We start from the raw sequence: 24,578 nt of genomic DNA on the forward strand, positions 1-24,578 counted from the left end.
GTTTCAGGAGCTTTCATCATGTCGAATACAGATGCCTTCTTCTCCAGTCCGCTTGCCGACGTCGATCCAGATATCTTTGGCGCGATCGAGAAGGAGCTCGGTCGTCAGCGCCACGAGATCGAATTGATCGCTTCGGAAAACATCGTCTCGCGCGCCGTGCTGGAAGCGCAGGGGTCGATCATGACCAACAAATACGCCGAGGGATATCCGGGCAAGCGCTATTATGGCGGATGTCAGTTCGTTGATATCGCCGAAGAGCTGGCCATCGAGCGCGCAAAGAAGCTGTTCGGCGTCAACTTCGCAAACGTACAGCCCAATTCTGGTTCGCAGATGAACCAGGCCGTGTTCCTGGCGCTGCTTCAGCCCGGCGACACCTTCATGGGCCTCGATCTGAATTCGGGCGGTCACCTCACGCATGGTTCGCCGGTCAACATGTCCGGTAAGTGGTTCAACGTCGTGTCCTATGGCGTTCGCGAAAGTGACCACCTTCTCGATATGGACGAAGTCGAGCGCAAGGCCAAGGAAACCAAGCCTAAGCTCATTCTGGCCGGCGGTACGGCTTACTCCCGCGTTTGGGACTGGAAGCGTTTCCGCGAGATTGCCGATGAAGTCGGCGCTTACCTGATGGTCGATATGGCGCACATTGCCGGTCTCGTCGCCGGTGGTCAGCACCCATCGCCGTTCCCGCACTGCCACGTTGCCACCACCACCACGCACAAGTCGCTTCGCGGCCCACGTGGCGGCATGATTCTCACCAATGACGAGGATCTGGCCAAGAAGTTCAACTCGGCCGTATTCCCCGGCTTGCAGGGCGGCCCGTTGATGCACGTCATCGCCGCCAAGGCTGTCGCTTTCGGTGAAGCCTTGAAGCCTGAGTTCAAGGACTATGCCGCACAGGTCGTCAAGAATGCCAAGGCTCTGGCGGAAACGCTGGTCGAAGGCGGTCTGGATGTGGTTTCGGGCGGCACCGACAACCACCTGATGCTGGTCGATCTTCGCAAGAAGAACGCCACCGGCAAGCGCGCGGAGGCCGCTCTTGGCCGTGCCTACATCACCTGCAATAAGAACGGCATTCCGTTCGATCCTGAAAAGCCTTTCGTAACATCAGGCGTGCGCCTCGGCACCCCTGCTGGCACCACGCGCGGCTTCAAGGAAGCGGAATTCCGCGAAATCGGTAATCTGATCGTTGAGACTCTTGATGGCCTCAAGGCTGCCAATTCTGACGAGGGCAATGCCGCTGTTGAGGCCGCGGTTCGTGAGAAGGTCGTCGCTTTGACAGACCGTTTCCCGATGTACCCGTACCTGTAACCGCCTATTCCATAATTGTCGCTGGTGGGCTGCAAATGGCAATTTCTGCGCTTCCGGTGCTCACGTACTTTAAGTACGCTGCGCCCCGGTTCTCGAAATCACCATTTTCGCCACGCCAGCACCAATTCTTGAACAGACAGTGAGACAAGGATCAAGCGATGCGCTGCCCGTTTTGCGGCTCGGAAGATACGCAGGTCAAGGACTCGCGTCCGGCGGAGGATAACACCTCCATCCGCCGGCGGCGCATCTGCCCGGATTGCGGCGGTCGCTTCACGACCTATGAACGCGTGCAGCTGCGCGAGCTGATGGTCATCAAGAAAAGCGGCCGCAAACTGCCCTTTGATCGTGAAAAGCTGGTGCGGTCCTTCGAGATCGCGCTGCGCAAGCGTCCCGTGGACCGCGACCGCATAGAGCGGGCGGTTTCCGGCATCGCACGCCGTCTGGAAAGCTCCGGCGAGACGGAAATTCCATCCGAGGAAATCGGCCTGCAGGTGCTTGAAGCCCTGAAAAGCCTGGATGACGTGGCATTCGTGCGTTACGCATCCGTCTACCGCGATTTCAGCCATGCCGAGGACTTTGAAAACGTCATCGCCGAAATCAACGCGAAGATCGCACGCGATACCGACGCCGGAGCCTGACCTGTGACGGACAGCGCCGATGATGAACGGTTCATGGCGCGCGCAATCGAGATTTCTCGTCGCCATGCCGGCCTTACAGATACAAACCCCTCCGTAGGCTGTGTCATCGTCAAGCATGGCGAAATCATAGCCGAAGCCGTGACCGCCATTGGCGGGCGGCCGCATGCCGAGCGGCAGGCGCTGGAAATTGCGGGAGAGGCAGCGCGTGGGGCGACCGCCTATGTCACGCTGGAGCCTTGCTCTCATTTTGGCAGGACGCCACCCTGCGCTAACGCTTTGGTGGATTTCGGCGTTGCGCGTGTCGTCGTTGCCGTGGATGACCCGGATGAACGGGTCTCGGGTCGTGGATACGAAATCCTGCGCAATGCCGGGATCGCGGTCGAGACAGGCTTGCTGCGTCGTGAAAGCGAGAGAGAACTCGCCGGTTACCTCACGCGAAAGCTGAAGAAACGCTCGCATGTGATTCTAAAAATTGCAGTTTCGAGCGATGGGATGATCGGACGGATAGGGCAGGGACAGGTGGCGATAACCGGCCCGGAAGCAAGGCGTGCCGTGCACGAACTGCGCGCCCGCTGTGACGCCATCCTTGTGGGAATTCGCACCGCCATCGCAGACGATCCGGAGCTTACGGTGCGCCTTCCCGGGCTTGAGCAACGTTCGCCGGTGAGGTTCGTGCTTGATCGCCGTCTGGAGTTGCCGCTTTCCTCCAAGCTCGTCAAAACCGCGCGGGATGTTGCGACGGTTGCCGCTGTTGTACCGCCTGTCGAAAATGATGAGGCCTTTGCGTCGAGACGTCAGGTACTGGAAGCCGCCGGGGTGGAGGTACTGCAGGCGCCGACCCTTGAAGCGTTTTTGATGGCACTTGGCGATAGGGGAATGTCGGAGCTTCTGGTGGAGGGCGGAGCCTTTGCGGCAAGGGCATTTCTGGACGCTGGACTTGTTGACCGTATCTTGCTGTTTGAAAGTCCCATCATCGTTGGGGAAGGCGGGCTTGAAAGCCCACTTGCACGTGCCGATATCCATGAAGAATTTACGTTCGTCGGTGAGACGGCCTATGGGCCTGATCGCTGCTTTGAATTTGAAAGGCCATTTTGATGTTCACCGGAATTGTTACCGACGTTGGAACCGTTTCCGAGCTTGAAACTCTGCCGGAAGGTGTGCGCCTGCGCATCGCCACCAGCTATGATCCCAAGACGATTGATATTGGTGCATCCATTTCCCATGGCGGCGTGTGCCTGACGGTCACGAAACTGCCGGAAGAAGGCAGCAATCAACGCTGGTATGAGGTGGAGGCCTGGGAAGAGGCGCTTCGCCTGACCACCATCTCAAGCTGGACGAAGGACACGCGCGTCAATCTGGAGCGCGCCCTGAAAATCGGCGATGAACTTGGCGGTCACATCGTCTCCGGCCATGTGGACGACAAAGCCGAAATCCTGTCGATTGAGCCTGAGGGCGAGGCCGTCCGCATCCGTCTGCGCGCGCCTCGGCATCTGGCGAAATTCGTTGCGCCAAAAGGCTCCATCGCGCTGGATGGCACATCGCTGACCGTCAACGCCGTTGATGGCACGGACTTCGATGTCCTGCTCATCCGCCACACACTGACCGTCACCACATGGGGCGACCGCCAGCCGGGCGATTTCGTGAATTTCGAGGTCGATACGATGGCGCGCTATGCGGCTAGGCTGGCGGAGTTCCCGTCCGGGAAAGAATGATGATCTCGCCGTTGAGATTGGTACGGGCGCTTTCAACAAAGCCAAGCTTGGCCGCCAGTTTCAACGAAGGGCCGTTGTCGGGATCGATGATCGCTGTCATAGGCATGAGCGGAAATTTGGTTTCTGCCCATTCTATCAGGGCGGTCATCGCTTCAAGAGCATAGCCCTTTCCGTGGCTGTCAGGAGACAGAAGCCAGCCGGTTTCCAGCGTTCCTTCTATCGACGGTGTCATGTCTCTGCGCACCTCCTGGAAGCCTCCTTCACCGATGAACCGGCCGGTTTCCTTCTCCTCTATGGCGAGGAAGCCAAAGCCGAGATGGTGCCAGTGCCCGGTCGTGCGCAGCAATCTGGCCCACGTCACCTGACGACTTGAAGGCGGCGCGCCGATATAGCGCAGCACATCGGGATTGGCCCAGAGGGCTTCATAGGCGTCGAAGTCATCGACATGGTGAGGTCTGAGAACCAGCCTCGGTGTTGTAATCGTAGGGATGACTGCCAAGCTGCGCTCCTGTGCTTGGCGTTGAAAATAAACACAATCACGCCATCAACAACTGCGCATTTTGACTGCGCGCTGCATTCCATCTACCGTGCCATGCGCGAAAAATGCTTGCCAATCGGGGCAAGCCATGGTTTGACCGCCGCAAAAGCCGGGATGATCCGGCGCAGCCTTTCAGGAAAATCTCATGTCCCAGCCTCATCTTCTCATCGTGGAAGCACGTTTTTATGACGATATGGCCGATGCACTTCTCGATGGCGCCAAGTCTGCGCTTGATGAAGCTGGCGCGACCTATGACGTCATCACCGTCCCCGGCGCTCTGGAAATCCCTCCTGCAATCGCCATGGCTCTTGATGGTGCTGACAATGACGGCACCGAATATGACGGCTTCGTTGCCCTTGGCATGGTCATTCGCGGCGAGACCTATCATTTCGATATCGTTTCCAACGAATCCTCGCGCGCGCTGATGGATCTGGCCGTGAGTGAATCGCTGGCTATCGGCAATGGCATCATGACCGTTGAAAACGAAGAGCAGGCCTGGGCACGCGTTCGTCGTTCCGAAAAGGACAAAGGCGGCTTTGCGGCCCGTGCGGCGCTGACCATGATTGAACTGAAGAAAAAACTGGGTGGTTGATAGCATGACCAGCACCGAAAACGGTTCCGAGCCGCGCCAGCCTTCCAAAAAGCCCGTCAATCAGCGTGGCGCTGCCCGTCTGGCCGCCGTTCAGGCGCTGTATCAGATGGATGTCGGCGGCACCGGCGTGATGGAGGTCGTCGCGGAATATGAGACGCACCGTCTCGGCCAGGAAGTCGATGGCGATACCTACCTGAAGGCCGATCCATCCTGGTTCCGCTCGATTGTTGCAGGCGTCGTGCGCGACCAGATCAAGATCGATCCATTGGTTCGCTCGGCGCTGCAGGAAGACTGGCCTTTGTCGCGCCTCGACACGACGGTCCGCGCCATTCTGCGCGCAGGCACGTTCGAAATTCTTGAGCGCAAGGATGTTCCGGTCGCTGTCATCGTCACCGAATATGTCGAGATCGCCCGCGCGTTCTTCGAGCATGATGAGCCGAAACTGGTGAATGCGGTATTGGACCGCATTGCCAAACAGGTGCGTGGCGAGGCAAAGCGTTAAAAAACATTCGAGGAAGACATGAGCGCTGTTTCTGTTGCCGGGCTTGAACATCAACTCCACGACGCCAAGCGAAATGTCTTCCTGCTGACCATGGCTCAGGCCATCATGGGGTCGGCCGGTCCGCTGAGCTTCTCGGTGGGGGCGCTGGCCGGTTATCAGCTTCTTGGGGCGGACAAGTCACTGGCGACAGCGCCGCTGACCGGCTTCAATATCGGCGTTGCGCTTGGCGCGATTGCCGTTGCCCTGGCCGCCCGGTTTCTGGGGCGCAAGGCTGGCTTCATCCTCGGCGCACTCCTTTGCTCCACGGGTGGAGCGCTTGCAGCGGTCGCGCTGTTTCGCTCCGAGTTCTGGCTTTTCGCGCTCGGCCTGCTGTTGATCGGCATTGCCGGTGGCTTTACCCAGAAAATCCGTTTTGCAGCAGCAGATGCTTCACCATCCTTCTACAAGCCGAAAGCCATTTCCTGGATTCTAGCGGGCGGCGTCATTTCAGCCATCGTCGGGCCGCAGCTTGCAATTTTCGGCAAGGATGCGCTGGAGCCGGTTACATTCGCCGGGGCTTTCATCGCGCTCATCCCGCTCGGTCTCGTTGCAGCGCTCATTTTCTCTTTCCTGAAGCTGCCGGAGCTGAAAAACGCGTCTTCTGCATCGCAACCGGCAAGACCTTTGAGAGAGATCATCACGACGCAGCGCTTCATCACCGGCATGATATGCGGCATCGGGTCTTACGCGCTGATGACATTCATGATGATTGGCGCGCCGCTTGCCATGGTGATCGGCTGTGGCTTCCCTTCGGAGCTGGCCACGCTTGGCATTCAATGGCACGTGCTTGCCATGTTTGGCCCAAGTTTCTTTACGGGGATGCTGATTTCGCGTTTCGGTGCGGAAAAGGTGGTTGCTGCCGGGCTCATCATTTTGATGATCTGTGCCATCGTTGCCCATATGGGTGTAGAGCTTTGGAACTTCTGGGCCGCCCTTATCCTGCTCGGCATTGGCTGGAATTTCGGCTTTATCGGCGCCACGTCAATCGTGTCTTCGAGCTACCGCCCGCATGAGGCGGACAAGGTGCAGGGTTTTCACGACATCATTCTTTTCAGCACCGTTGCCCTCTCGTCCTTTTCGTCAGGTCAGGTGTTTACCACCTGGGGCTGGTCGGTCATGAACCTTGTCATCTGGCCGGTCACCGTCACTTGCCTTCTGCTGCTGATATTCCTGCTGATGAAGCAGAGGGCCGCTCAAAAGCCACTCTGAATCAGTGCGATAAGCGCTCTGCCGCAAATCTTCAGACTTGACGCGGCCTCTTTTGCCAACGCAATCTCTGCCCGCAAGTCATTTTTCCTTGGGAGGGGAACAAATGGCTCACCCTGGCGTCAGGGATTTACACCCTGCGCCCGCATGGTTTCGCCCGCCGGGGAGGGAGTGAGTACCCGGCACACAGGAGGTAAGTGCGAATGACTGTCATTGCATTGGTAATTTTATGCGGTGTCTTGTCCGTGGTCTACGCGGTCTGGGCAACGAAAAGCGTTCTCGATGCCGATCAGGGCAACGAGCGTATGCGTGAAATAGCAGGCTATATCCGTGAGGGCGCGCAGGCGTATCTCACCCGCCAGTATCTGACCATTGCAATCGTCGGTGTCATCGTCGCAATTGCCGCCTGGCTGCTTCTTTCACCGGAAGCCGCTATTGGCTTCGTTATCGGTGCCGTCCTGTCCGGCGCAGCAGGCTTTGTCGGTATGCATGTCTCCGTGCGTGCCAATCTTCGCACAGCGCAGGCTGCATCTCACAGCCTGGCTGCGGGCCTCGACATTGCCTTCAAATCCGGTGCCATAACCGGTATGCTCGTGGCAGGCCTAGCCCTGCTCGGCGTGTCCATCTACTATCTCGTATTGACGGCAGGCCTTGGCCATGCGGTCGGGTCGCGAACCGTCATCGATGCGCTTGTCTCGCTCGGCTTCGGTGCATCGCTGATTTCCATCTTCGCCCGTCTTGGCGGCGGTATTTTCACCAAGGGTGCGGATGTCGGCGGCGATCTCGTGGGCAAGGTCGAAGCGGGAATTCCGGAAGACGATCCTCGCAACCCCGCGACCATTGCCGACAATGTCGGCGACAATGTCGGCGATTGCGCGGGCATGGCCGCAGACCTGTTTGAAACCTATGCCGTCTCTGTGGTGGCTACCATGGTTCTGGCAGCGATCTTTTTTGCCGGTGCACCGGTGCTCGAGAATGCCATGCTTTATCCGCTGGCAATCTGCGGCGTCTGCATCCTGACATCTATTGCCGGGACCTTCTTCGTCAAGCTCGGCACCAATAATTCCATTATGGGAGCGCTTTACAAGGGGCTGATTGCGACCGGCATCTTCTCTGTGGCCGGGCTTGCCATTGCCACATCCATGACCATTGGTTGGGGCACCATCGGCACCGTCGCCGGAATGGATATTACCGGCACCAATCTGTTCTTTTGCGGTCTTCTCGGCCTTCTGGTGACGGCCCTGATCGTTGTGATTACCGAATACTACACCGGCACCAACAAGCGGCCGGTAAACTCCATCGCTCAGGCCTCCGTTACGGGCCATGGCACCAACGTCATTCAGGGCTTGGCTATCTCGCTGGAATCGACGGCACTCCCCGCAATCGTGATCGTCGGCGGCATCATCTCGACATATCAGCTGGCAGGCCTGTTCGGCACCGGCATTGCGGTGACTGCGATGTTGGGCCTTGCAGGAATGATTGTCGCGCTCGATGCATTCGGTCCGGTGACGGATAATGCGGGCGGCATTGCCGAAATGGCCGGTCTCGACCCTGATGTCCGCAAGGCGACAGATGCGCTGGATGCCGTTGGTAACACCACCAAGGCGGTAACAAAGGGCTATGCCATCGGCTCGGCAGGCCTTGGCGCGCTCGTTCTGTTTGCGGCCTATTCCAACGATCTTTCCTATTTTGCAGCAAACGGGGACACCTATCCGTACTTCAAGGATGTGGGCGAGATTTCATTCAGCCTCTCCAACCCATACGTCGTCGCCGGCCTGCTGTTCGGCGGCCTCATTCCCTACCTGTTTGGCGGCATAGCCATGACGGCGGTAGGCAAGGCGGCCAGCTCCATCGTTGAGGAGGTCCGCCGCCAGTTTCGCGAAAAGCCTGGCATCATGCAGGGCACCGAAAAGCCTGACTATGGCAGGGCAGTCGACTTGCTGACAAAAGCCGCAATCCGCGAAATGGTGATACCTTCGCTCCTGCCGGTTCTGGCGCCGATTGTTGTGTATTTCGGCGTGCTGCTTATTTCCGGTTCCAAAGCCTCAGCCTTTGCGGCGCTCGGTGCCTCTCTTCTGGGCGTCATCATCAACGGACTTTTCGTCGCCATTTCCATGACATCGGGTGGCGGTGCCTGGGATAACGCGAAGAAAAGCTTTGAAGACGGCTTCATCGATAAGGATGGCGTTACGCACCAAAAGGGATCCGACGCGCACAAGGCGTCTGTGACCGGCGATACGGTAGGCGATCCCTACAAGGACACCGCAGGCCCTGCGGTGAACCCGGCAATCAAGATCACCAATATCGTGGCGCTGCTGTTGCTGGCCGTTCTGGCGCACTAAGCTGGTGCAGATCAAAAAAAGGCCCGCGAGACGAAAATCTCGCGGGCCTTTATAATTCCAGTTGGCGGATCAGAAACCGCTGCCGTCGCCAGCCGCCTGGCCCAGGATGCTCTTGGCAATCCCTGCGCCTGCAGTGCCGCCAGACAAGAGCTGCTGGAGGAATGTGAGATCCTTGCCGCCCGTTGGCGTGGTGCGCGAGATCGTATCGAAGACCTTGCCGTCCTGAAGAGTATAGTTGGCCTTCTGCGAAACGACGCCGTTCTTGTCGAAGTAAATTGCCAGAATGTTCTGCTCGACCAGCTTTGGCTTCATGAAGGCTGCCTTACGCACGCGCTTCTGGGAAATGTAGTAGAAAACCTCATTGCCGAATGTCGCTGTTGTCGAGGGCGTTCCCATGGTCAGCAGGACCTGTTCGCGGCTGGAGCCGACAGGAATAAGCTGAAGGGACTGCTCGTCTGCGACATAGCCATTGTGAAATACGTCGGTAGTGCTGGTGCAGGCACTCAGCAGGCTGGCAGCTATTACAACAGCCACGGCGGTCTTGCTCAGAAACTTGGTCTGCTTTCCGGACTTCTGCTTGCTCACCTGCGTTTCCCCGACTGCGATCATGAATGGCACCTTCCGGCATTGCTTACGTGTCGTACCGCTTCTGTACACACGATTATGTCAATCCGGGGACAGAAAATCCCCGCCTCACAACGGAATGCAATGGCTTTACGAAAATAACACCTCCTCTGGTGCTCTCTTCTCCTGTTGCAGCCCTACGATGAACGTGACCTCAACGGCATTGCAATTCTTCGGTGCTTCGGTAAACCAGCTTTGGCAATCATGCAACACGGGCAACGGGCGAGACGCGATTTCGTCGATCAATATTCGGAAATTTCGATGGTCTTCGGTCTTTTTAAGAAGAAAAACAACAATCGCGTCATCGTTGACAGGCAATATGCTGCGCTGACGACAGCTGCACGGCAACCCGGTTTCTATCTCTATCTGAACGTGCCGGACACCGTCATGGGGCGTTTTGAGCTTCTTGCCATCGTGATGATTCTGTATTTCCGCCGCACCAAGAGTTCGCAAACCAGCGGGCAGGAGATTGCGCAGGAAATAATCGATGCGTTTTTTCAGGACCTGGATCACTCCATGCGGGAGCTTGGCATCGGGGACCAGGGTGTTCCGAAGCGCATGAAGAAATTCGCCGGAATGTTCTATGGCCGTCTCGAATCCTATGCCGCCGCTTTGGACGGCGATGATGTGGATGCACTTGCAGCAGCCCTTGCACGCAATATATATCCGCAGTCAGAAGCGACCCCTGCAGATATGCGGGGACTTGCCACCTGGATGATGGCTGCTTCCGACGCATTGACGGCTCAGTCGGAAGACCTCATCGCGACAGGGCAAGTCACGCTGCCCACACCGGACTTTAAGAGGTTACCATGAACTCGCACCTAGCGGCCAACGACGACGTCCCTTTTTCATACCCGGTCAAGGTAGGCCATATTTCTGCCAATCCGGTCAGGATTGGTCTCTCCGCGAACGCCGAGGAATTAAAGGGCCTGGCGAAATTGTGGGATGTCGTGTCGGTGGAATACCTGAAAAGCGAGCTGCAGGTTACCCGCTGGAAGAAGGACGGTTTGAAAATCACGGGCGACGTACGCGCTGCGCTGACGCAGTCTTGCGTTGTAACACTGGAGCCGGTCTCAAGCGTGATCGACGAGAAAATCGAGCAGATTTTCGTGCCGGAAGGTTCAAAGCTGGCGCGCTTGATGCCGAATGAGCAGGGCGAGATTGTTCTTGATCCTGACGGTCCGGATATCCCCGATCAATTCTCCGGCGATACGATCGATGTCGGTGTCGTCGTGGCCGAATTTGCAGCGCTTGCCATCGACCCTTACCCCCGCAAACCGGATGTGGATTTCTCGGAATACACGGACGAGAAGGCGGAGGCAGATAAAAAACCATCGCCATTTGCGGTTTTGAAAGATTGGAAAAAAGACTGAATGCGGTTGGTCAAGCCCAACAATTCAGTTGTAAGCGGGCGCGGAAACGGTATTTTCGCGCAAAATTCCACCGCACAGCGGTAAGAAGGATCAGGGACGAGTGATCAGAATAGCAATTGACGTCATGGGCGGAGATTTTGGCCCTGATGTTGCCATTCCCGGCGCTGCCAAGGCGCTGGATCGGCATAACGATGTGACTTTTTTGCTCTACGGGCAAAAAAGCAGATGCGAACCTATTCTGGCGCAGTTTCCCAAGCTTCGCGATAACTCGCAGTTTTTTGACTGCGAGGTTTCTGTCACCATGGATGAAAAGCCGAGCCAGGCGTTGCGCCGTGGTCGCTATGTCTCCAGCATGTGGCGCGCCATCGAAGCCGTGAAGGTCGGCGAAGCCGATGTCGTCGTTTCCGCTGGCAATACCGGTGCGTTGATGGCAATGGCAAAATTCTGCCTTCGGACCATGGCGCGCATCGAGCGCCCGGCAATCGCCGGTATCTGGCCCACCCTGAAAGGTGAGAGCATCGTTCTCGACGTTGGCGCAACAATCGGTGCCGACTCCCAGCAGTTGCTCGATTTCGCCCTCATGGGTGGCGCAATGGCCCGTGCCCTTTTCGATATCGACCGCCCGACCGTGGGACTTCTCAATGTCGGCGTGGAAGAGGTCAAGGGACAGGAAGAAGTGCGCGAAGCCGGTCGCCTTATCCGCGAGGCCGGTCTCAGCACCATCAACTACCGTGGCTTTGTTGAGGGCAATGACATCGGCAAGGGTACGGTCGATGTCGTCGTTACCGAAGGCTTCACCGGCAATATTGCCTTGAAGACCGCCGAAGGCACGGCTCGCCAGATCAGCACACTGCTGAAGGAGGCGATTTCGCGAAGCTTCATTGCCAAGATCGGCTATATTCTGGCCAAGAGCGCCTTTGACGTGCTTCGCGAGAAAATGGACCCGCGCAAGGTCAACGGCGGCGTGTTCCTCGGCTTGAATGGCATCGTTATTAAAAGTCACGGCAGCACTGATGCGCTCGGCTTCGCTTCCGCGGTCGATGTCGGCTATGACATGGCTCACAACGGGCTTACCGCAAAAATAGAAAATGATTTGAAGGCTTACCACGCCAGAAGGCTTCCACCCCCGGAGCCTGAAGTGCTCGTAGCTGATGAGGAATAAAAGATGATCCGCTCGATTATACGTGGTTTTGGTGCGGCGCTGCCTAAGCGCGTCATGACAAACCAGGACATTGAAGCGATCGTCGAGACCTCTGATGAGTGGATCGTTCAGCGCACCGGTATCAAGCAGCGTTACATCGCGGGCGAAGGGGAAACGACGTCTTCGCTCGGAGAGCAGGCTGCACGCGCGGCGCTTGAAAACGCTGGCATCCGGCCAGAAGACATCGACCTGATCATCGTTGCGACATCGACGCCGGACAACACATTTCCGGCAACAGCGGTCAATATTCAAAATCGCCTCGGTATCACCAGCGGCTTCGCGTTTGACGTTCAGGCGGTTTGCTCCGGCTTCGTTTATGCCATGGCAACAGCTGATCTCTACATTCGCGGCGGCATGGCAAAACGCGTCCTCGTCATCGGTGCCGAAACATTCTCCCGCATCCTGGACTGGACGGATCGCACCACCTGCGTGCTGTTTGGCGATGGCGCCGGTGCGGTTGTGCTTGAGGCAGGAGAGGGCGAGGGCAAGACATCTGACCGTGGTATCCTCACCTCCAATCTGCGTTCCGATGGTTCGCATAAGGACAAGCTCTATGTTGATGGCGGCCCTTCCACAACCGGAACGGTAGGTCATCTGCGGATGGAAGGCCGGGAAGTCTTCAAACATGCTGTGGGGATGATCACTGACGTCATCGAAGCTGCTTTTGAGGCAACGGGCACTACGGCAGACGATCTGGATTGGCTGGTCCCCCACCAGGCAAACCGCCGTATCATCGATGGTTCTGCGAAAAAGCTCGGCATTCCCACGGAAAAAGTCGTGATCACCGTAGACCAGCACGGCAACACATCGGCAGCCTCCATACCTCTCGCTCTGGCAGCAGCGGCGTCTGACGGTCGGATCAAAAAGGGCGATCTGGTGATGCTGGAGGCGATGGGTGGCGGCTTCACCTGGGGTGCAGTTCTTCTGCGATGGTAAAATCTGCTTCACGAAAACATGTAAGCCATTGCCACTATTGCTGGAAATCCCTAAACGAATCCGGAAACTTTGCTTGACCGGTCGCCTCTAGGGCAATAATCTTGACCGGGTTCAACGAAAAGAAGAGAGCGGTGCGGGGAAATATGGCCGGGAAAACAGTCACACGTGCGGATCTAGCCGAGTCTGTGTTTCGTAAAGTGGGGTTATCTCGAACCGAATCCGCCGAACTGGTTGAAACCGTCATCGACGAGATTTGCAACGCCATAACACGCGGAGAGGTTGTCAAGCTCTCGTCGTTTGCGACGTTCCAGATCCGCGAGAAGAACGAGCGAATCGGCCGCAACCCCAAGACCGGCGAAGAAGTGCCGATCTCGCCGCGCCGCGTCATGACCTTCAAGGCATCCAACGTTCTCAAGCAGCGGATACTAAAAGCGCATTCCGCGCGCAAGGCAAAGCAGAAGAGCCAGAAGTCAGGCTCCTGACACATCTGCCACCCTCTCGATATTTCTACAGGCAGGGCGCGTAGTCTTGTTGTGAAAACAGTTGAATTTCAACCGACAAGTCGTTGAAATAAGAACGATTCGCATCGTACCTTTCATCGTGTCTTGTAATCCTGCCTTTGGTCTGGATAGGAGTTGAACTTGGATAAAAGCCCCGACGCCTTTCGAACGATCAGCGAAGTAGCAGAAGATCTTGACCTGCCGCAACACGTGCTTCGTTTCTGGGAAACAAGATTTCCGCAGATCAAGCCGATGAAACGGGGCGGGGGGCGCCGCTATTATCGCCCTGACGATGTCGATCTCCTTAAGGGCATCCGGCACCTTCTTTATGACCACGGTTATACCATCAAGGGCGTCCAGAAACTCCTGAAGACCAATGGCAACCGCTTTGTATCGGCAATTGCGTCCGGTGACCTCGCCACGATGGAAGCCATCATGGCGCAGAGCGGTGAGAAGGAGACCGCCGAGCCCCGCATCGCACATGCCGATGAGGATGAAGTCGTCGGTCGGCCCAAGGCAAAGCCCAGCGGGCGTTTCTTTGGATTTGGCGGTGCGTCGGACGACACGCCTGAGATATCGATCGGCAAATCGAGCATCAGCAAGGATGATCGCGCGCTTTTGCAGGAAGCGCTTTTCGATCTGCTGGAGTGCAAGCGCTTGCTTGATCAGGTCCGCTGATTCTCTGTACGGCTTGTGGATAATTCATTTTTTTGACGGGCATTTGTTTTAAATGCCAACCTTTCGGAAACTCCTTGGACCGATAATGCTCGCCGACAAGGAGTTTTATCGTGAGCAAGAGAAAAACGACAAGCCGCCGCCGGTCTACCGCCAAGTCCGGCGGATCTGGTCTCTGGTCTTGGTTGTTGCTGTTCGGCGTGGCGGTCGGTGGCATTCAGGTCTACGAGCATCGTGACAGTTTGCTACCTCAGATGAAAAGCACGGTTGCGTCAGTTTCAAAAACGATTGCACCGCCACAGAAGCCTGCGAGCAGGGAAGTCGCTTCCGAGCGTCAAAAGCCAACACCAGTGCAGACCGTTGCTCTTCCGGCCTCAGGCGCACCCGTTCCGCCACGTGCCATCGCCATGCCGTCCAACGCCCAGACGCCAGCCTCCGTGTCGCCCTTGCCGCGACCGCAGGTCCAGACCGTTTCTCTAGGCGGAAAGCCCGAAACCTTTGCATTCTGCGGCCGCTCCGGCCTCAACAATTGCGTAGCTGATGGAAATACATTCTGGCTTAAAGGCGTCAGGATGACGCTTGCGGGCATCGATGTTCCCCAGACGGATCAGGCTCGTTGCCTGGAAGAACGTCAGAAAGGTTTTGCCGCCAAGGTGAGGTTGCGGGACATGCTGAACGCCGGTGGCTTCCAGGTCGCTGCAGCAGGCGGGGCAACAACGTTGTCGAGATCCGGCGTTTCCTTTGCAGACCAGCTGATGCGGGAAGGTCTGGCGCGTCCGCAAGGTGCCAGAACCAAATCCTGGTGCGGTTAAATTGCCCCGACACGCACCCGCCCCGTTGACCACAGCCGGTTGCGCTGTGTAGATAAAACCGCAAGCGGACGTGGCGGAATCGGTATACGCAGCAGACTTAAAATCTGCCGGCCCATGGTCTTGCGGGTTCAAGTCCCGCCGTCCGCACCAGCATTTTCAGCTCTTCCAGAACAGTGGCATCATCAGCACAAGCACCGTCAGGATTTCCAGGCGGCCGAGCAGCATCATGATGGATAGCAGGTAGAGTGCCGGGTCCTTTATGGTGGAGAAGTTGCCTGCGGGGCCGATGATGGGGCCGACGCCGGGGCCGACATTGGCGAGCGACGTTGCAACCCCGGAGGTCGCCGTCAGCAGGTCGTAGCCCATGGCGCTCATGGCGAGGCTGCCGCCGATCCAGAGGGCAAGGAAGCAGCTGAGAAACAGGAAGACGTTGCGGACGATCTCGGCATCCACCACCTGCTGGCCGTAGCGGACAGTGTAGACCGCGTCGGGGTACAGAAGCTTCTTCAGTCCTGTCTTGACGACACTGTAAACGATGACGAAGCGATAGGCCTTGATACCGCCTGCTGTAGACCCGGAACATCCGCCCATGAAGGTCGCGAAAAAGGCGACAAGCACGACGAATGGCCCCCACAGTGTATAATCGTCGCTGGCAAAACCGCCGGTCGACAGGATGGATGTCATATTGAAGAAGGCGTGGCTGAGCGCAATGTCGAGCGGTACGCCGTTTGTCAGGTGGTGATAGACGCCGACGGCGAGAGAGATCGCGCAGAGGTAGCCGATGAAGACGCGAATTTGCGGGTCGTGAAGAATATCCATTCGCCCGCGTACGGCCAAAAGGATCATCACGGAGAAAGGCAGGCTACCCAGTATCAGAAAGAAGGTCGCAATCCACAGCAGCGCGACATTGTCGCCAAAGAATGCAAACGAGGCGTCGTGTGTCGAGAAACCGCCCGTCGCGACCGTGGACATGGCGTGATTGAGCGCATCGAAATGCGTCATGCCAGCAAAATCATAGGCAATTGTGCAGGCCAGCGTTATAACGACGTAAATACCGACAAACGCCTTGGTGAAGCTGGCCAAGCGAGCAAAAGGGCGATCGTTGCCCGTATCTGACGATTCCATGCGGAAAAACGTCATGCCGCCAACGCGCAGCAAGGGCAGGATAAAAAGGCCAAGTGCGACGATACCGATACCGCCCAGCCAGCAAAGCAGTGAGCGCCAGATAAGAATACCCTGGGGCGCCTTGTCCAAGCCGGAAATCACCGTTGAACCTGTCGTGGTGATGGCGGATACGGATTCGAACAAAGCCTGCCCGAAGCTGAGGTTCAATTCGGAAAGATAAAGCGGCAGGGCACCGACGAGGGAAAACACCAGCCACAAGACGTTCACCAAGAGAAAACCGAACCTCTTGTTGAAGGTCGGCATGGGTGCACGCGTCGCCAGGGCACCGGCCAGAGCCAATCCACCGAACATGAAGCCGGAGATGGCGAAGACCGCCCAGTCATTGTTTCCGTAGTAGAGATCGGTCATGGCTGGAATGAACATGGCCGTGGCCATGTAGAGCCCGAACACAGAAGCGATATAGAGGACTGCGCGCAGAAGATTGCTATTCAATAAATGGAACCCTGATCGTGTGAGGCGTACCGAAGTTGCGCAAAGAGTCTTTGTGTCATGCGTTTTCCTATGGCATAGCGGGTGCCATCGTGAATTTCAATGGATTGAAAATCGTGGACAAACTGCTTGTAGAAGCCGCTCGGCGTGAAGTGAGGGAACTGTTTCCCGAAACGCCGTTGCAGTTGAATGAACATCTCAGCCGCCGCTATGGTGCCGAAATCTGGCTCAAGCGCGAGGACCTCACGCCTGTTCGTTCCTACAAGATTAGAGGCGCATTCAACTTCCTGCGAAAGGCTGTCTCGTCTACCGGCAAGAACAAGGTTTTCGTCTGCGCATCAGCGGGAAATCACGCGCAGGGCTTTGCCTTCGCGTGCCGCCATTTCGGCGTGCATGGTGTGGTTTTCATGCCGGTCACGACCCCTCAGCAGAAAATCGACAAGACCCGCATCTTTGGCGGCGAGTTCATCAAGATCAGGCTCGTCGGCGACATTTTCGACCAGTGTTATGCTGCGGCCCGCGCCTATGTGGAAGAAAACGACGCCTATATGGTGCCGCCATTCGATCATAAGGACATCATCGAGGGACAGGCGACCGTTGCCGCCGAGATCATCGACCAGCTGCCGGACAATGTTGCGCCGGACCTTCTGGTCATGCCTGTCGGCGGCGGCGGCCTTTCCGCCGGTCTTTCCGGTTTCTTTGAAGGGAAAGTCGCCAGCACTGGCTTCGTATTCTGCGAACCCGAGGGTGCGCCGAGCCTGAAGAAAAGCCTGGAGGCGGGTGAGCCTGTCACGCTCAACAAGATCGATAATTTCGTGGATGGCGCTGCCGTTGCGCGCATTGGCGACCTGAATTTTGAGGCGCTGAAGCATTTCCCGGCAGAGCAGGTCGAGTTGATTGCTGAAAACGCAATCTGCGTCACCATTATCGATATGCTCAACCTGGAAGGCGTCGTGCTGGAGCCAGCGGGCGCGCTGTCCATCGCCGCGCTTGAAATGATGGGCCGGGACAGACTGGAGGGCAAGCGGGTCGTCTGTGTTGTTTCCGGCGGCAATTTCGACTTTGAACGTCTGCCAGACGTCAAGGAACGCGCCATGCGATATGGCGGCGTGAAGAAATATTTCATTCTTCGCTTGCCTCAGCGCCCCGGTGCCCTGCGCGATTTCCTCAATCTGCTTGGACCCGATGATGACGTTGCGCGTTTCGAGTATCTGAAGAAATCCGCACGCAACTTCGGCTCGATCCTCATCGGCATCGAGACAACAGAGCGGCAGAACTTCGTTGGCCTGTTTGAACGTTTCGAAGAGGCGGGTCTGGGTTACGAGGACATAACCGAAAACGAAATCCTCGCAAACCTGATCATCTGACAGGCATAACGGCCGGGCAGGGCTCGTGTAGCCTCCCCCAGAAACGCAACAGGAAGGGTATCAATGGCTTCGTTCTTCTCGAAACTTTTTTCCGCCTTCGGCTCGTCGCCATCGGATGACGGCCCGAAAAAGGCCGAAACCAGCGAGGGACATCCATATAAGGACTGCGTCATCTACGCGACGCCCCTGAAGGAAGGTAGCCAGTACCGTCTCGCTGGCCGCATTGAAAAGAAGGTGGGAGAGGAAACGCTTGCGCATGATTTCGTGCGCGCTGATGTCTTCACCAGCCTGGACGATGCCGTGGAATGCACCATTCGCAAAGGGCAGCTGATCATCGATCAGAACGGCCCGAGCTTGTTCTCAGACAAAAAATAACGGCCGCGAAGGTCTCGCAGCCGTTATAGTCAGACAGGTAGGGCGGCGTTGCAAAACGCCGCCCTTGCCAAATCAGGCAGCCTTGGCCAGCTCTTCAACCTTTGCGGTTGCAGACGCGATTGCCTTTTCGGCAGCTTCCGGTCCAAATGCCAGACCTTCGATGCGGATCACTTCGACGTCCGTCAGGCCGAGGAAGCCGAGAACGGTCTTGAGGTAAGGAACAGCGTGGTCCATCGCTGCTGCCGGGCCTTCCGAGTAAACGCCAGCAGAAGACAGAACGATGTAAACCTTCTTGCCGGTTGCGAGACCAACAGGGCCGGATTCTGTGTAGCGGAACGTCATGCCAGCGCGGGCGACATTGTCGATCCAGGACTTCAGGCCGGAATAGATGGCGAAGTTGATGAGGCCGGTGCCGATGATGACCGTGTCGGCTTCCATCAGTTCTGCAACGCGCTTGTCGGAATATTCAGCAGCTGCTGCTTCCTGTGCGTCGCGCTGCTCAGGAGCCTTACGAATCGCCGAAGTGGTGACCTGATCAAGGTGAGGAATAGGGTTCTGGCCGAGATCGAGATGCGTGATCGAGCCGTTGGACTGTTCCTTGATCTTCGCCGCCAGGTCGCCTGCAAATTTGTTGGACAGGGATTCTTCGGCGCGGGGGCTCGATGTAATGAGGAGAATCTTCGACATTTGAAATATCCTTGTTTCCATTGGGAGGTCGGATGGGGCAGGGAACCCAATCGTTGCAGCCTATATCCACGAATGTTCTCATCGAGAAAACTGTGATAATGTTGTTGCTACCTATCGAGAAACTGGATGGACCATGGAAGCGAACCCCACTCTAGACCAATTGCAGGTGTTTCTGGCCGTTGCTGAAACCGGTAGTTTTTCGGCGGCATCGCGCGCGCTCAACCGGGCGCAGTCGGTTGTCAGCTACACCATTGCCAATCTGGAAACACAGCTCGAGGTTACGTTGTTTGAACGCAACGGCGTGCGACAGCCAAAGCTGACCGAGGATGGCGCCGCCATGCTTGAACATGCGCGGCGTATCGTGGCCGGGCTTCAGGATCTGCGTGCTCGCGCCAGAGGGCTCAAGCAGGGGCTGGAGGCGGAGGTTTCCATCGCGATCAGCACCATGGTTCCCGCAGAAGCGGTGGTGGAAGTTCTGCGTGAGTTTCGTGTGCAGTTTCCAACCGTTACACTCAACCTCAATGTCGGTGAGCTTGGCATGGTCATGGAAATGGTCCAGTCGCGCAAGGCGGGTATCGGTATTGGCGGAGCGATGTTCCATCAGGATGACGGCCTGGTCATCGAGAAGGTCGGTCATTCTTTCCTGATTCCGGTCGCTGCGGCAGATCATCCGCTTGTCGCACTCAATCGTCCGCTGACGCTCGCGGATGTGCGCGAAGAAGTCCAGCTTGTCGTGACCGATGCGTCCGGGCTGACCAAGGGCAAGGACTTCAATGTGCTTTCCTACAAGAAATGGCGCGTCAGCGACATCGCAACCAAGTATCAACTGATCAAGGGCGGGCTGGGATGGGGCGGTCTGCCCGCATCGGTGGTGCGTAACGATATCATCAATGGCGACCTGAAGGCGCTGGATCTCGATGCCTATGAAGGCGGCGAATATCCCCTCTATGCCTTGCATAAGGCCGATACGCCCTGTGGGCCAGCAGCGAAATGGCTGGTCGAGGCATTCCAGCAGCGGCTGTCCCGTTGCCCTGATCATGAAGGCTTCATGGCTCACATCAAGCCGGTCTATACAGACGAGCCACCAGCTCTGAAAGACGCGGCTGAATAATCCGTACCGTACCGTACCGAACCGTACTGTTTCGCCGCAAGGTGACAGTGACAGGCGGGCGGCTTTGAAGTAGAAACCTTGCCAAAGCGAGGGGCAGGGCTGTCGGCTCTGTGGCAGAACCCCCTCCGCAACGGACAAATCGAGGAATAAGCACATGCCAGTTTATCGCTCCAGAACGACAACCCATGGCCGCAACATGGCCGGTGCCCGTGGCCTGTGGCGCGCCACCGGCATGAAGGATGGCGATTTCGGCAAGCCGATCATTGCGGTCGTGAACTCGTTCACCCAGTTCGTGCCCGGTCACGTGCATCTGAAAGATCTCGGGCAGCTCGTTGCGCGCGAGATCGAGGCCGCTGGCGGCGTTGCCAAGGAATTCAACACGATTGCAGTGGATGACGGCATCGCCATGGGGCATGACGGGATGCTCTATTCCCTGCCGTCGCGTGAAATCATCTCCGACAGCGTTGAATACATGGTCAATGCCCACTGCGCAGACGCCATGGTGTGCATTTCCAACTGCGACAAGATCACACCCGGCATGTTGAGCGCCGCCATGCGTCTCAATATCCCTGCCGTCTTCGTGTCCGGTGGACCCATGGAAGCGGGTAAAGCCGTTTTGCACGGTAAAACCGTTGCGCTCGACCTCGTGGACGCCATGGTCGCTGCGGCTGACGACAAGATTTCCGACGAGGATGTCCAGGTGATCGAGCGCTCTGCTTGCCCGACCTGCGGTTCCTGCTCGGGCATGTTTACGGCAAACTCCATGAACTGTCTGACCGAAGCGCTCGGTCTTTCCTTGCCGGGCAATGGTTCGACGCTTGCAACGCATTCCGACCGTAAGCGCCTGTTCGTTGAGGCCGGTCACCTCATCGTGGACCTCGCACGCCGCTATTATGAGCAGGATGACGAGAGCGTTCTGCCGCGCACCATTGCAAGCAAGCAGGCTTTTGAAAACGCAATGTCGCTGGATATCGCCATGGGCGGTTCTACCAATACGGTTTTGCATATTCTGGCCGCAGCCCATGAAGGCGGCGTCGATTTCACCATGGAAGACATCGACCGCCTGTCGCGCAAGGTACCTTGCCTTTCGAAGGTGGCACCGGCCAAGCAGGACGTGCATATGGAAGATGTTCACCGCGCCGGTGGCATCATGCGTATTTTGGGCGAGCTGGATCGTGGCGGCCTTATCAACCGCGATTGCCCAACCGTTCATGAGCCAACGCTGGGCGACGCAATCGACCGTTGGGACATTACCCGCACCAACAGCGAAACGGTCCGCCAGTTCTTCAAGGCAGCACCCGGCGGCGTGCCGACGCAGGTCGCGTTCAGCCAGTCCTCGCGTTGGGATGAACTGGATACGGACAGCGACAACGGCGTTATCCGCTCGGTCGAAAAGCCTTTCTCCAAGGATGGCGGCCTTGCCGTGCTCTACGGCAACATCGCGCTCGACGGCTGCATCGTGAAAACTGCTGGCGTCGACGAATCCATTCTGAAGTTCAACGGTACGGCTGTCGTCTACGAGAGCCAGGACTCTGCAGTTAAGGGCATCCTGTCGAACGAGGTCAAAGAAGGCGACGTTGTCGTTATCAGATATGAAGGTCCGAAGGGTGGCCCGGGTATGCAGGAAATGCTCTATCCGACCAGCTATCTCAAGTCGAAGGGGCTAGGCAAGGCCTGTGCCTTGATCACCGATGGCCGGTTCTCCGGCGGTACGTCGGGCCTTTCCATCGGCCATGCCTCGCCTGAGGCAGCGCAGGGCGGAGCGATCGGTCTGGTCCGTAACGGCGATGCGATAGAGATCGACATCCCGAACCGAACCATCAACCTCAAGGTCTCCGACGCCGAGCTTTCGGCGCGCCGCGCCGAGCAGGATCAGCTTGGCTGGAAGCCAGCGGAATTCCGCAAGCGCAACGTTACAACGGCGCTCAAGGCCTATGCCGCTTTCGCATCGAGCGCCGACAAGGGCGCAGTTCGCATTCTGCCAGAGTAAGCTCAGGCTATGTCTTAGAAAGCCGCCCGGTCACGCCGGGCGGCTTTTTGCTGTCTGGCGTCAGGCGTTTCATTTGCGCCAGTTCAGGAACCCGCGCTTTGCCCGGACGTTGGGCGAGTACTTGAAATGACCAGACGGAGAATCGGCATGAAACGAGCAATCGTGACCGGCGGCGCAGGTTTGATTGGCGCGGGTATTATCAAAGCCTTGGCGAGAGACGGCTGGACGGTAGCGTCGTTCGATCTGGAAGAGGGCGAGAGCGATGCGCAGCATGTTCATTGCGATGTCGGAGATGAAACATCCGTTCTCGGTGCGTTTCAGGAGCTGGGCTGGGACAGTCTGGACCTGCTCGTCAACAATGCAGGCATTGCCAGCCCGACCAACGGTCCAATTCACGAACTTTCTCTCGCCGACTGGCGCAAAGTCACGGATAGCCACCTGACGGGCGCCTTTTTGATGACCAGATCCGCTGTGCCCTTGATGAGCAAAGGCGCTTCCATCGTCAACATGGTCTCGACACGCGCTTTCATGTCGGAGCCGGAGACGGAGGCCTATGCGGCCTCCAAGGGTGGGCTCGTTGCACTCACGCACGCATTGGCGGTCAGCCTTGGTCCCGACATTCGCGTCAATGCAATTGCACCAGGCTGGATAACCAATGACACGGATCTGCGGGAGAAAGACCATGAGCAGCATCCTGTCGGAAGAGTGGGGAACCCCGGCGATATCGCAGATGCCATCGCTTATCTGGCGAAAGCCGGCTTCGTAACCGGCCAGGTTCTGGTCGTGGATGGTGGCATGACGAAGAAGATGATTTACGAAGAGTAGTCCAAGGGGAAGACTTTGCATTCCGACCGTTTGGCAGGTCACAAAAGGGTTACAGGCCTTTTGACCTGCTGAAAAGCGACTACCTACATCTCCATGAAACGTCGCACCGCACTTGCCTTTCTCGCCACACTCCCTTTTGCCTCCAGCATTCGCGCGCAGGCGTCCAGAAATGTGGATGAACTCCTTCGCAACGCCGATGAATTGCCAAGTCTCAAGACCGTGATCGTCAGCGTGGATGGCAGGGAGACGGCCAGCCGCGCCTATCATGGCGCGTCACTCAATGGTTCGACCAACATCAAGTCGGCTTCCAAATCGATCCTGTCTGCCATGGTTGGAATGGCAATTGATCGAAAGATCCTTGACGGTGTCGACCAGCCCGTTGCCTCAGTGCTGCGTGGAGATTTCCCGGCCAATCCAGATCCGCGCCTGGAGCGCGTGACCATCGGAAACCTTCTGTCCATGCAGTCGGGGCTGGAGAGAATGTCTGGCCCCAATTATGGCCGGTGGGTTTCCAGCCGCAACTGGGTGCGGATGGCGCTTGGCTCCGGTTTTGCGGGAGAGCCGGGCGGCGGTATGTTGTACTCCACCGGTTCAACCCATCTGCTATCGGCAATCCTGACCAAGGCGTCCGGAAAATCCACCCTTGCACTTGCAAGAGACTGGTTTTCACCGCTTGAAGGCTTCAGGATTGGTGCGTGGGAGAGGGACCCGCAAGGTATCTATCTTGGCGGAAACCAGATGGCGATGACATCGAGATCGCTCCTCGCCTTTGGCGAACTTTACCGCCTTGGCGGCGTGACGCCAGATGGCAAGAGGCTCTTATCGCAAAGCTGGGTAGACCATTCCTGGGTCCAGCGAACAAACTCGGTTTTCAATGGTGATGGCTATGGCTACTGCTGGTTCATCAAGGAGATGTCGGGAGAGACAGTTTACTACGCGTGGGGCTATGGCGGGCAGATGCTCTACATCGTTCCCACGAAAAAGCTGAGTGTTGTCATGACATCTCGCGAAGATGCGCCATCAGCGCGCACCGGGTACCGAGACCAATTGCACGGGCTCATGGCTGACATTATCTCCGCGTCTTGAATTGAAGATGTCCTGCCGCGTCTCGCTAATCAGAGCGGGCGGTTGATGTTCTGGAACGCTTCGCCCAGCTTCTTCATGCGCTCATCATATGCTTTGGTCAGACATTCGGTATCAGCCGCGCAGGCTTCGCGGCTCTTCAGCCATTCGCTCTGCTCGGTGCGCAGCGTGTCGCGGGCACCCATCGCCATGAGCTGCGTCAGAATGTCGAACGTGGTCGCCATGCGAACGTCCTGATCGTTCAGCCCCCGGTTTTCGCAAATGGTCTTTTCGTCGGCTTTGAGGTCGGTCTTCGTGCAGTCGAAGCTTGCGGCGCCGACGGGTGAGCCGTGCGAATATGACGCAAGTACAATCATTGCAGTCAGGATTTGTTTCTTCAAATGCATGTGGATCTCTTTTCCAGAACCGGACTTTATATGCGGTCTTAAGTCCGAATCACCACATCTTGTTCCACAACTGTGTTTGGGCAGCGGTTTGTCATTATCTTGCCGCCCTTTGATTTATAGGCTGAGGCATTATAACTCCATC

General features: G+C 57.2%; 26 protein-coding genes and 1 tRNA gene. 22 read left to right on the top strand and 5 right to left on the bottom strand.

The window, feature by feature from the left end:
* Positions 1 to 18: 18 nt before the first annotated feature.
* The 4 genes from glyA to QRN85_RS10800 all read left to right on the top strand — a co-directional run bounded on the left by glyA (position 19) and on the right by QRN85_RS10800 (position 3,658).
* Positions 19 to 1,308 carry a serine hydroxymethyltransferase gene (gene glyA / locus QRN85_RS10785; RefSeq protein WP_113169908.1) on the top strand — a complete coding sequence of 430 codons (1,290 nt, stop codon included), beginning with the start codon at positions 19 to 21 and terminating at the stop codon, positions 1,306 to 1,308.
* A 158-nt stretch (positions 1,309 to 1,466) separates the two neighbouring features.
* Positions 1,467 to 1,946 carry a transcriptional regulator NrdR gene (gene nrdR, locus QRN85_RS10790; RefSeq protein ID WP_003512508.1) on the top strand — a complete coding sequence of 160 codons (480 nt, stop codon included), beginning with the start codon at positions 1,467 to 1,469 and terminating at the stop codon, positions 1,944 to 1,946.
* Positions 1,947 to 1,949: 3 nt separating this feature from the next.
* Positions 1,950 to 3,041 carry a bifunctional diaminohydroxyphosphoribosylaminopyrimidine deaminase/5-amino-6-(5-phosphoribosylamino)uracil reductase RibD gene (gene ribD / locus QRN85_RS10795; RefSeq protein WP_284757951.1) on the top strand — a complete coding sequence of 364 codons (1,092 nt, stop codon included), beginning with the start codon at positions 1,950 to 1,952 and terminating at the stop codon, positions 3,039 to 3,041.
* Positions 3,041 to 3,658, top strand: a complete 618-nt coding sequence (locus tag QRN85_RS10800; RefSeq protein ID WP_062587047.1) for a riboflavin synthase — start codon at positions 3,041 to 3,043, stop codon at positions 3,656 to 3,658. The genes ribD and QRN85_RS10800 overlap by 1 nt, the downstream gene beginning before the upstream one ends.
* Here QRN85_RS10800 and QRN85_RS10805 read toward each other — a convergent pair.
* Complete coding sequence (locus tag QRN85_RS10805; protein ID WP_284757954.1) at positions 3,624 to 4,157, bottom strand: GNAT family N-acetyltransferase; 534 nt, start codon at positions 4,155 to 4,157, stop codon at positions 3,624 to 3,626. The genes QRN85_RS10800 and QRN85_RS10805 overlap by 35 nt on opposite strands.
* A gap of 184 nt (positions 4,158 to 4,341) precedes the next feature.
* Here QRN85_RS10805 and ribH point away from each other — a divergent pair, with 184 nt between their 5' ends.
* The 4 genes from ribH (at position 4,342) to QRN85_RS10825 (ending at position 8,877) form a co-directional block, all read left to right on the top strand.
* Positions 4,342 to 4,788, top strand: coding sequence for a 6,7-dimethyl-8-ribityllumazine synthase (ribH, locus tag QRN85_RS10810; protein ID WP_062587049.1), 447 nt, complete (start codon positions 4,342 to 4,344; stop codon positions 4,786 to 4,788).
* 4 nt (positions 4,789 to 4,792) lie between these two features.
* Positions 4,793 to 5,290 carry a transcription antitermination factor NusB gene (gene nusB, locus QRN85_RS10815; RefSeq protein ID WP_284757955.1) on the top strand — a complete coding sequence of 166 codons (498 nt, stop codon included), beginning with the start codon at positions 4,793 to 4,795 and terminating at the stop codon, positions 5,288 to 5,290.
* Positions 5,291 to 5,308: 18 nt separating this feature from the next.
* On the top strand, positions 5,309 to 6,538 hold the full coding sequence (locus QRN85_RS10820) for an MFS transporter (protein WP_284757956.1): 1,230 nt from the start codon (positions 5,309 to 5,311) through the stop codon (positions 6,536 to 6,538).
* Positions 6,539 to 6,738: 200 nt separating this feature from the next.
* The gene (locus QRN85_RS10825; RefSeq protein ID WP_113100652.1) at positions 6,739 to 8,877 is read left to right on the top strand and encodes a sodium-translocating pyrophosphatase; all 2,139 of its coding nucleotides are present in this window, start codon (positions 6,739 to 6,741) and stop codon (positions 8,875 to 8,877) included.
* Between the two features lie 69 nt (positions 8,878 to 8,946).
* Here QRN85_RS10825 and QRN85_RS10830 read toward each other — a convergent pair whose 3' ends face one another.
* Positions 8,947 to 9,486: an outer membrane protein assembly factor BamE gene (locus tag QRN85_RS10830; RefSeq protein ID WP_062587053.1), complete on the bottom strand. Its 540-nt coding sequence runs from the start codon at positions 9,484 to 9,486 to the stop codon at positions 8,947 to 8,949.
* A 219-nt stretch (positions 9,487 to 9,705) separates the two neighbouring features.
* Here QRN85_RS10830 and QRN85_RS10835 point away from each other — a divergent pair, with 219 nt between their 5' ends.
* The 8 genes from QRN85_RS10835 to QRN85_RS10870 all read left to right on the top strand — a co-directional run bounded on the left by QRN85_RS10835 (position 9,706) and on the right by QRN85_RS10870 (position 15,148).
* Positions 9,706 to 10,314, top strand: a complete 609-nt coding sequence (locus tag QRN85_RS10835; protein WP_062587274.1) for a ubiquinol-cytochrome C chaperone family protein — start codon at positions 9,706 to 9,708, stop codon at positions 10,312 to 10,314.
* Positions 10,311 to 10,874: a YceD family protein gene (locus QRN85_RS10840; RefSeq protein ID WP_284757958.1), complete on the top strand. Its 564-nt coding sequence runs from the start codon at positions 10,311 to 10,313 to the stop codon at positions 10,872 to 10,874. The genes QRN85_RS10835 and QRN85_RS10840 overlap by 4 nt, the downstream gene beginning before the upstream one ends.
* A gap of 100 nt (positions 10,875 to 10,974) precedes the next feature.
* Positions 10,975 to 12,036, top strand: coding sequence for a phosphate acyltransferase PlsX (gene plsX / locus QRN85_RS10845; RefSeq protein ID WP_062587055.1), 1,062 nt, complete (start codon positions 10,975 to 10,977; stop codon positions 12,034 to 12,036).
* A 3-nt stretch (positions 12,037 to 12,039) separates the two neighbouring features.
* On the top strand, positions 12,040 to 13,011 hold the full coding sequence (locus tag QRN85_RS10850) for a beta-ketoacyl-ACP synthase III (RefSeq protein WP_062587056.1): 972 nt from the start codon (positions 12,040 to 12,042) through the stop codon (positions 13,009 to 13,011).
* Between the two features lie 143 nt (positions 13,012 to 13,154).
* Entirely contained in the window at positions 13,155 to 13,493 is a 339-nt protein-coding gene (locus tag QRN85_RS10855; protein ID WP_062587057.1) for an integration host factor subunit alpha, read from the top strand.
* Positions 13,494 to 13,652: 159 nt separating this feature from the next.
* Positions 13,653 to 14,189 carry a MerR family transcriptional regulator gene (locus QRN85_RS10860; protein ID WP_062587058.1) on the top strand — a complete coding sequence of 179 codons (537 nt, stop codon included), beginning with the start codon at positions 13,653 to 13,655 and terminating at the stop codon, positions 14,187 to 14,189.
* A gap of 110 nt (positions 14,190 to 14,299) precedes the next feature.
* Positions 14,300 to 14,998, top strand: a complete 699-nt coding sequence (locus tag QRN85_RS10865) for a nuclease (protein ID WP_284757962.1) — start codon at positions 14,300 to 14,302, stop codon at positions 14,996 to 14,998.
* Positions 14,999 to 15,062: 64 nt separating this feature from the next.
* Positions 15,063 to 15,148 (top strand) — tRNA-Leu (locus tag QRN85_RS10870).
* Between the two features lie 6 nt (positions 15,149 to 15,154).
* Here the strand turns inward: QRN85_RS10870 and QRN85_RS10875 are convergent.
* Positions 15,155 to 16,615, bottom strand: coding sequence for a TrkH family potassium uptake protein (locus QRN85_RS10875; protein WP_162729403.1), 1,461 nt, complete (start codon positions 16,613 to 16,615; stop codon positions 15,155 to 15,157).
* Positions 16,616 to 16,704: 89 nt separating this feature from the next.
* On the opposite strand from QRN85_RS10875, the gene ilvA reads away from it, so the two are divergent.
* Both ilvA and QRN85_RS10885 read left to right on the top strand, forming a co-directional pair.
* Positions 16,705 to 17,979: a threonine ammonia-lyase gene (gene ilvA / locus QRN85_RS10880; RefSeq protein ID WP_284758840.1), complete on the top strand. Its 1,275-nt coding sequence runs from the start codon at positions 16,705 to 16,707 to the stop codon at positions 17,977 to 17,979.
* Between the two features lie 63 nt (positions 17,980 to 18,042).
* Positions 18,043 to 18,354, top strand: coding sequence for an HlyU family transcriptional regulator (locus QRN85_RS10885; RefSeq protein ID WP_062587061.1), 312 nt, complete (start codon positions 18,043 to 18,045; stop codon positions 18,352 to 18,354).
* Positions 18,355 to 18,426: 72 nt separating this feature from the next.
* On the opposite strand, the gene QRN85_RS10890 is transcribed toward QRN85_RS10885, so the two are convergent.
* Entirely contained in the window at positions 18,427 to 19,041 is a 615-nt protein-coding gene (locus QRN85_RS10890; protein ID WP_113169900.1) for an FMN-dependent NADH-azoreductase, read from the bottom strand.
* 133 nt (positions 19,042 to 19,174) lie between these two features.
* On the opposite strand from QRN85_RS10890, the gene QRN85_RS10895 reads away from it, so the two are divergent.
* The 4 genes from QRN85_RS10895 to QRN85_RS10910 all read left to right on the top strand — a co-directional run bounded on the left by QRN85_RS10895 (position 19,175) and on the right by QRN85_RS10910 (position 24,053).
* Positions 19,175 to 20,152 (top strand): LysR family transcriptional regulator, encoded by a 978-nt coding sequence (locus QRN85_RS10895; RefSeq protein ID WP_062587063.1) that lies wholly within the window; start codon positions 19,175 to 19,177, stop codon positions 20,150 to 20,152.
* Between the two features lie 154 nt (positions 20,153 to 20,306).
* The gene (ilvD, locus tag QRN85_RS10900) at positions 20,307 to 22,142 is read left to right on the top strand and encodes a dihydroxy-acid dehydratase (protein WP_284757967.1); all 1,836 of its coding nucleotides are present in this window, start codon (positions 20,307 to 20,309) and stop codon (positions 22,140 to 22,142) included.
* A gap of 147 nt (positions 22,143 to 22,289) precedes the next feature.
* Entirely contained in the window at positions 22,290 to 22,967 is a 678-nt protein-coding gene (locus QRN85_RS10905) for an SDR family oxidoreductase (protein WP_284757969.1), read from the top strand.
* 93 nt (positions 22,968 to 23,060) lie between these two features.
* A complete protein-coding gene (locus tag QRN85_RS10910) occupies positions 23,061 to 24,053 on the top strand; it encodes a serine hydrolase domain-containing protein (RefSeq protein WP_284757970.1) in 993 nt (330 codons plus the stop codon).
* A gap of 29 nt (positions 24,054 to 24,082) precedes the next feature.
* Here the strand turns inward: QRN85_RS10910 and QRN85_RS10915 are convergent, their stop codons facing one another.
* Positions 24,083 to 24,436, bottom strand: a complete 354-nt coding sequence (locus tag QRN85_RS10915; protein WP_284757973.1) for a lysozyme inhibitor LprI family protein — start codon at positions 24,434 to 24,436, stop codon at positions 24,083 to 24,085.
* Between the last annotated feature and the right edge of the window lie 142 nt (positions 24,437 to 24,578).

Source organism: Agrobacterium sp. fls2-241-TYG-188a (assembly GCF_030209845.1).

Excerpts from the sequence above, each read along its gene's own strand:
- glyA (WP_113169908.1), top strand. The coding sequence starts at position 19 with ATGTCGAATACAGATGCCTTCTTCTCCAGTCCGCTTGCCGACGTCGAT.
- nrdR (WP_003512508.1), top strand. The coding sequence starts at position 1,467 with ATGCGCTGCCCGTTTTGCGGCTCGGAAGATACGCAGGTCAAGGACTCG.
- QRN85_RS10800 (WP_062587047.1), top strand. The coding sequence starts at position 3,041 with ATGTTCACCGGAATTGTTACCGACGTTGGAACCGTTTCCGAGCTTGAA.
- ribH (WP_062587049.1), top strand. The coding sequence starts at position 4,342 with ATGTCCCAGCCTCATCTTCTCATCGTGGAAGCACGTTTTTATGACGAT.
- nusB (WP_284757955.1), top strand. The coding sequence starts at position 4,793 with ATGACCAGCACCGAAAACGGTTCCGAGCCGCGCCAGCCTTCCAAAAAG.
- QRN85_RS10820 (WP_284757956.1), top strand. The coding sequence starts at position 5,309 with ATGAGCGCTGTTTCTGTTGCCGGGCTTGAACATCAACTCCACGACGCC.
- QRN85_RS10825 (WP_113100652.1), top strand. The coding sequence starts at position 6,739 with ATGACTGTCATTGCATTGGTAATTTTATGCGGTGTCTTGTCCGTGGTC.
- QRN85_RS10830 (WP_062587053.1), bottom strand. The coding sequence starts at position 9,486 with ATGATCGCAGTCGGGGAAACGCAGGTGAGCAAGCAGAAGTCCGGAAAG.
- QRN85_RS10835 (WP_062587274.1), top strand. The coding sequence starts at position 9,706 with ATGCAACACGGGCAACGGGCGAGACGCGATTTCGTCGATCAATATTCG.
- QRN85_RS10840 (WP_284757958.1), top strand. The coding sequence starts at position 10,311 with ATGAACTCGCACCTAGCGGCCAACGACGACGTCCCTTTTTCATACCCG.
- QRN85_RS10850 (WP_062587056.1), top strand. The coding sequence starts at position 12,040 with ATGATCCGCTCGATTATACGTGGTTTTGGTGCGGCGCTGCCTAAGCGC.
- QRN85_RS10855 (WP_062587057.1), top strand. The coding sequence starts at position 13,155 with ATGGCCGGGAAAACAGTCACACGTGCGGATCTAGCCGAGTCTGTGTTT.
- QRN85_RS10885 (WP_062587061.1), top strand. The coding sequence starts at position 18,043 with ATGGCTTCGTTCTTCTCGAAACTTTTTTCCGCCTTCGGCTCGTCGCCA.
- QRN85_RS10890 (WP_113169900.1), bottom strand. The coding sequence starts at position 19,041 with ATGTCGAAGATTCTCCTCATTACATCGAGCCCCCGCGCCGAAGAATCC.
- QRN85_RS10895 (WP_062587063.1), top strand. The coding sequence starts at position 19,175 with ATGGAAGCGAACCCCACTCTAGACCAATTGCAGGTGTTTCTGGCCGTT.
- ilvD (WP_284757967.1), top strand. The coding sequence starts at position 20,307 with ATGCCAGTTTATCGCTCCAGAACGACAACCCATGGCCGCAACATGGCC.
- QRN85_RS10905 (WP_284757969.1), top strand. The coding sequence starts at position 22,290 with ATGAAACGAGCAATCGTGACCGGCGGCGCAGGTTTGATTGGCGCGGGT.
- QRN85_RS10910 (WP_284757970.1), top strand. The coding sequence starts at position 23,061 with ATGAAACGTCGCACCGCACTTGCCTTTCTCGCCACACTCCCTTTTGCC.
- QRN85_RS10915 (WP_284757973.1), bottom strand. The coding sequence starts at position 24,436 with ATGCATTTGAAGAAACAAATCCTGACTGCAATGATTGTACTTGCGTCA.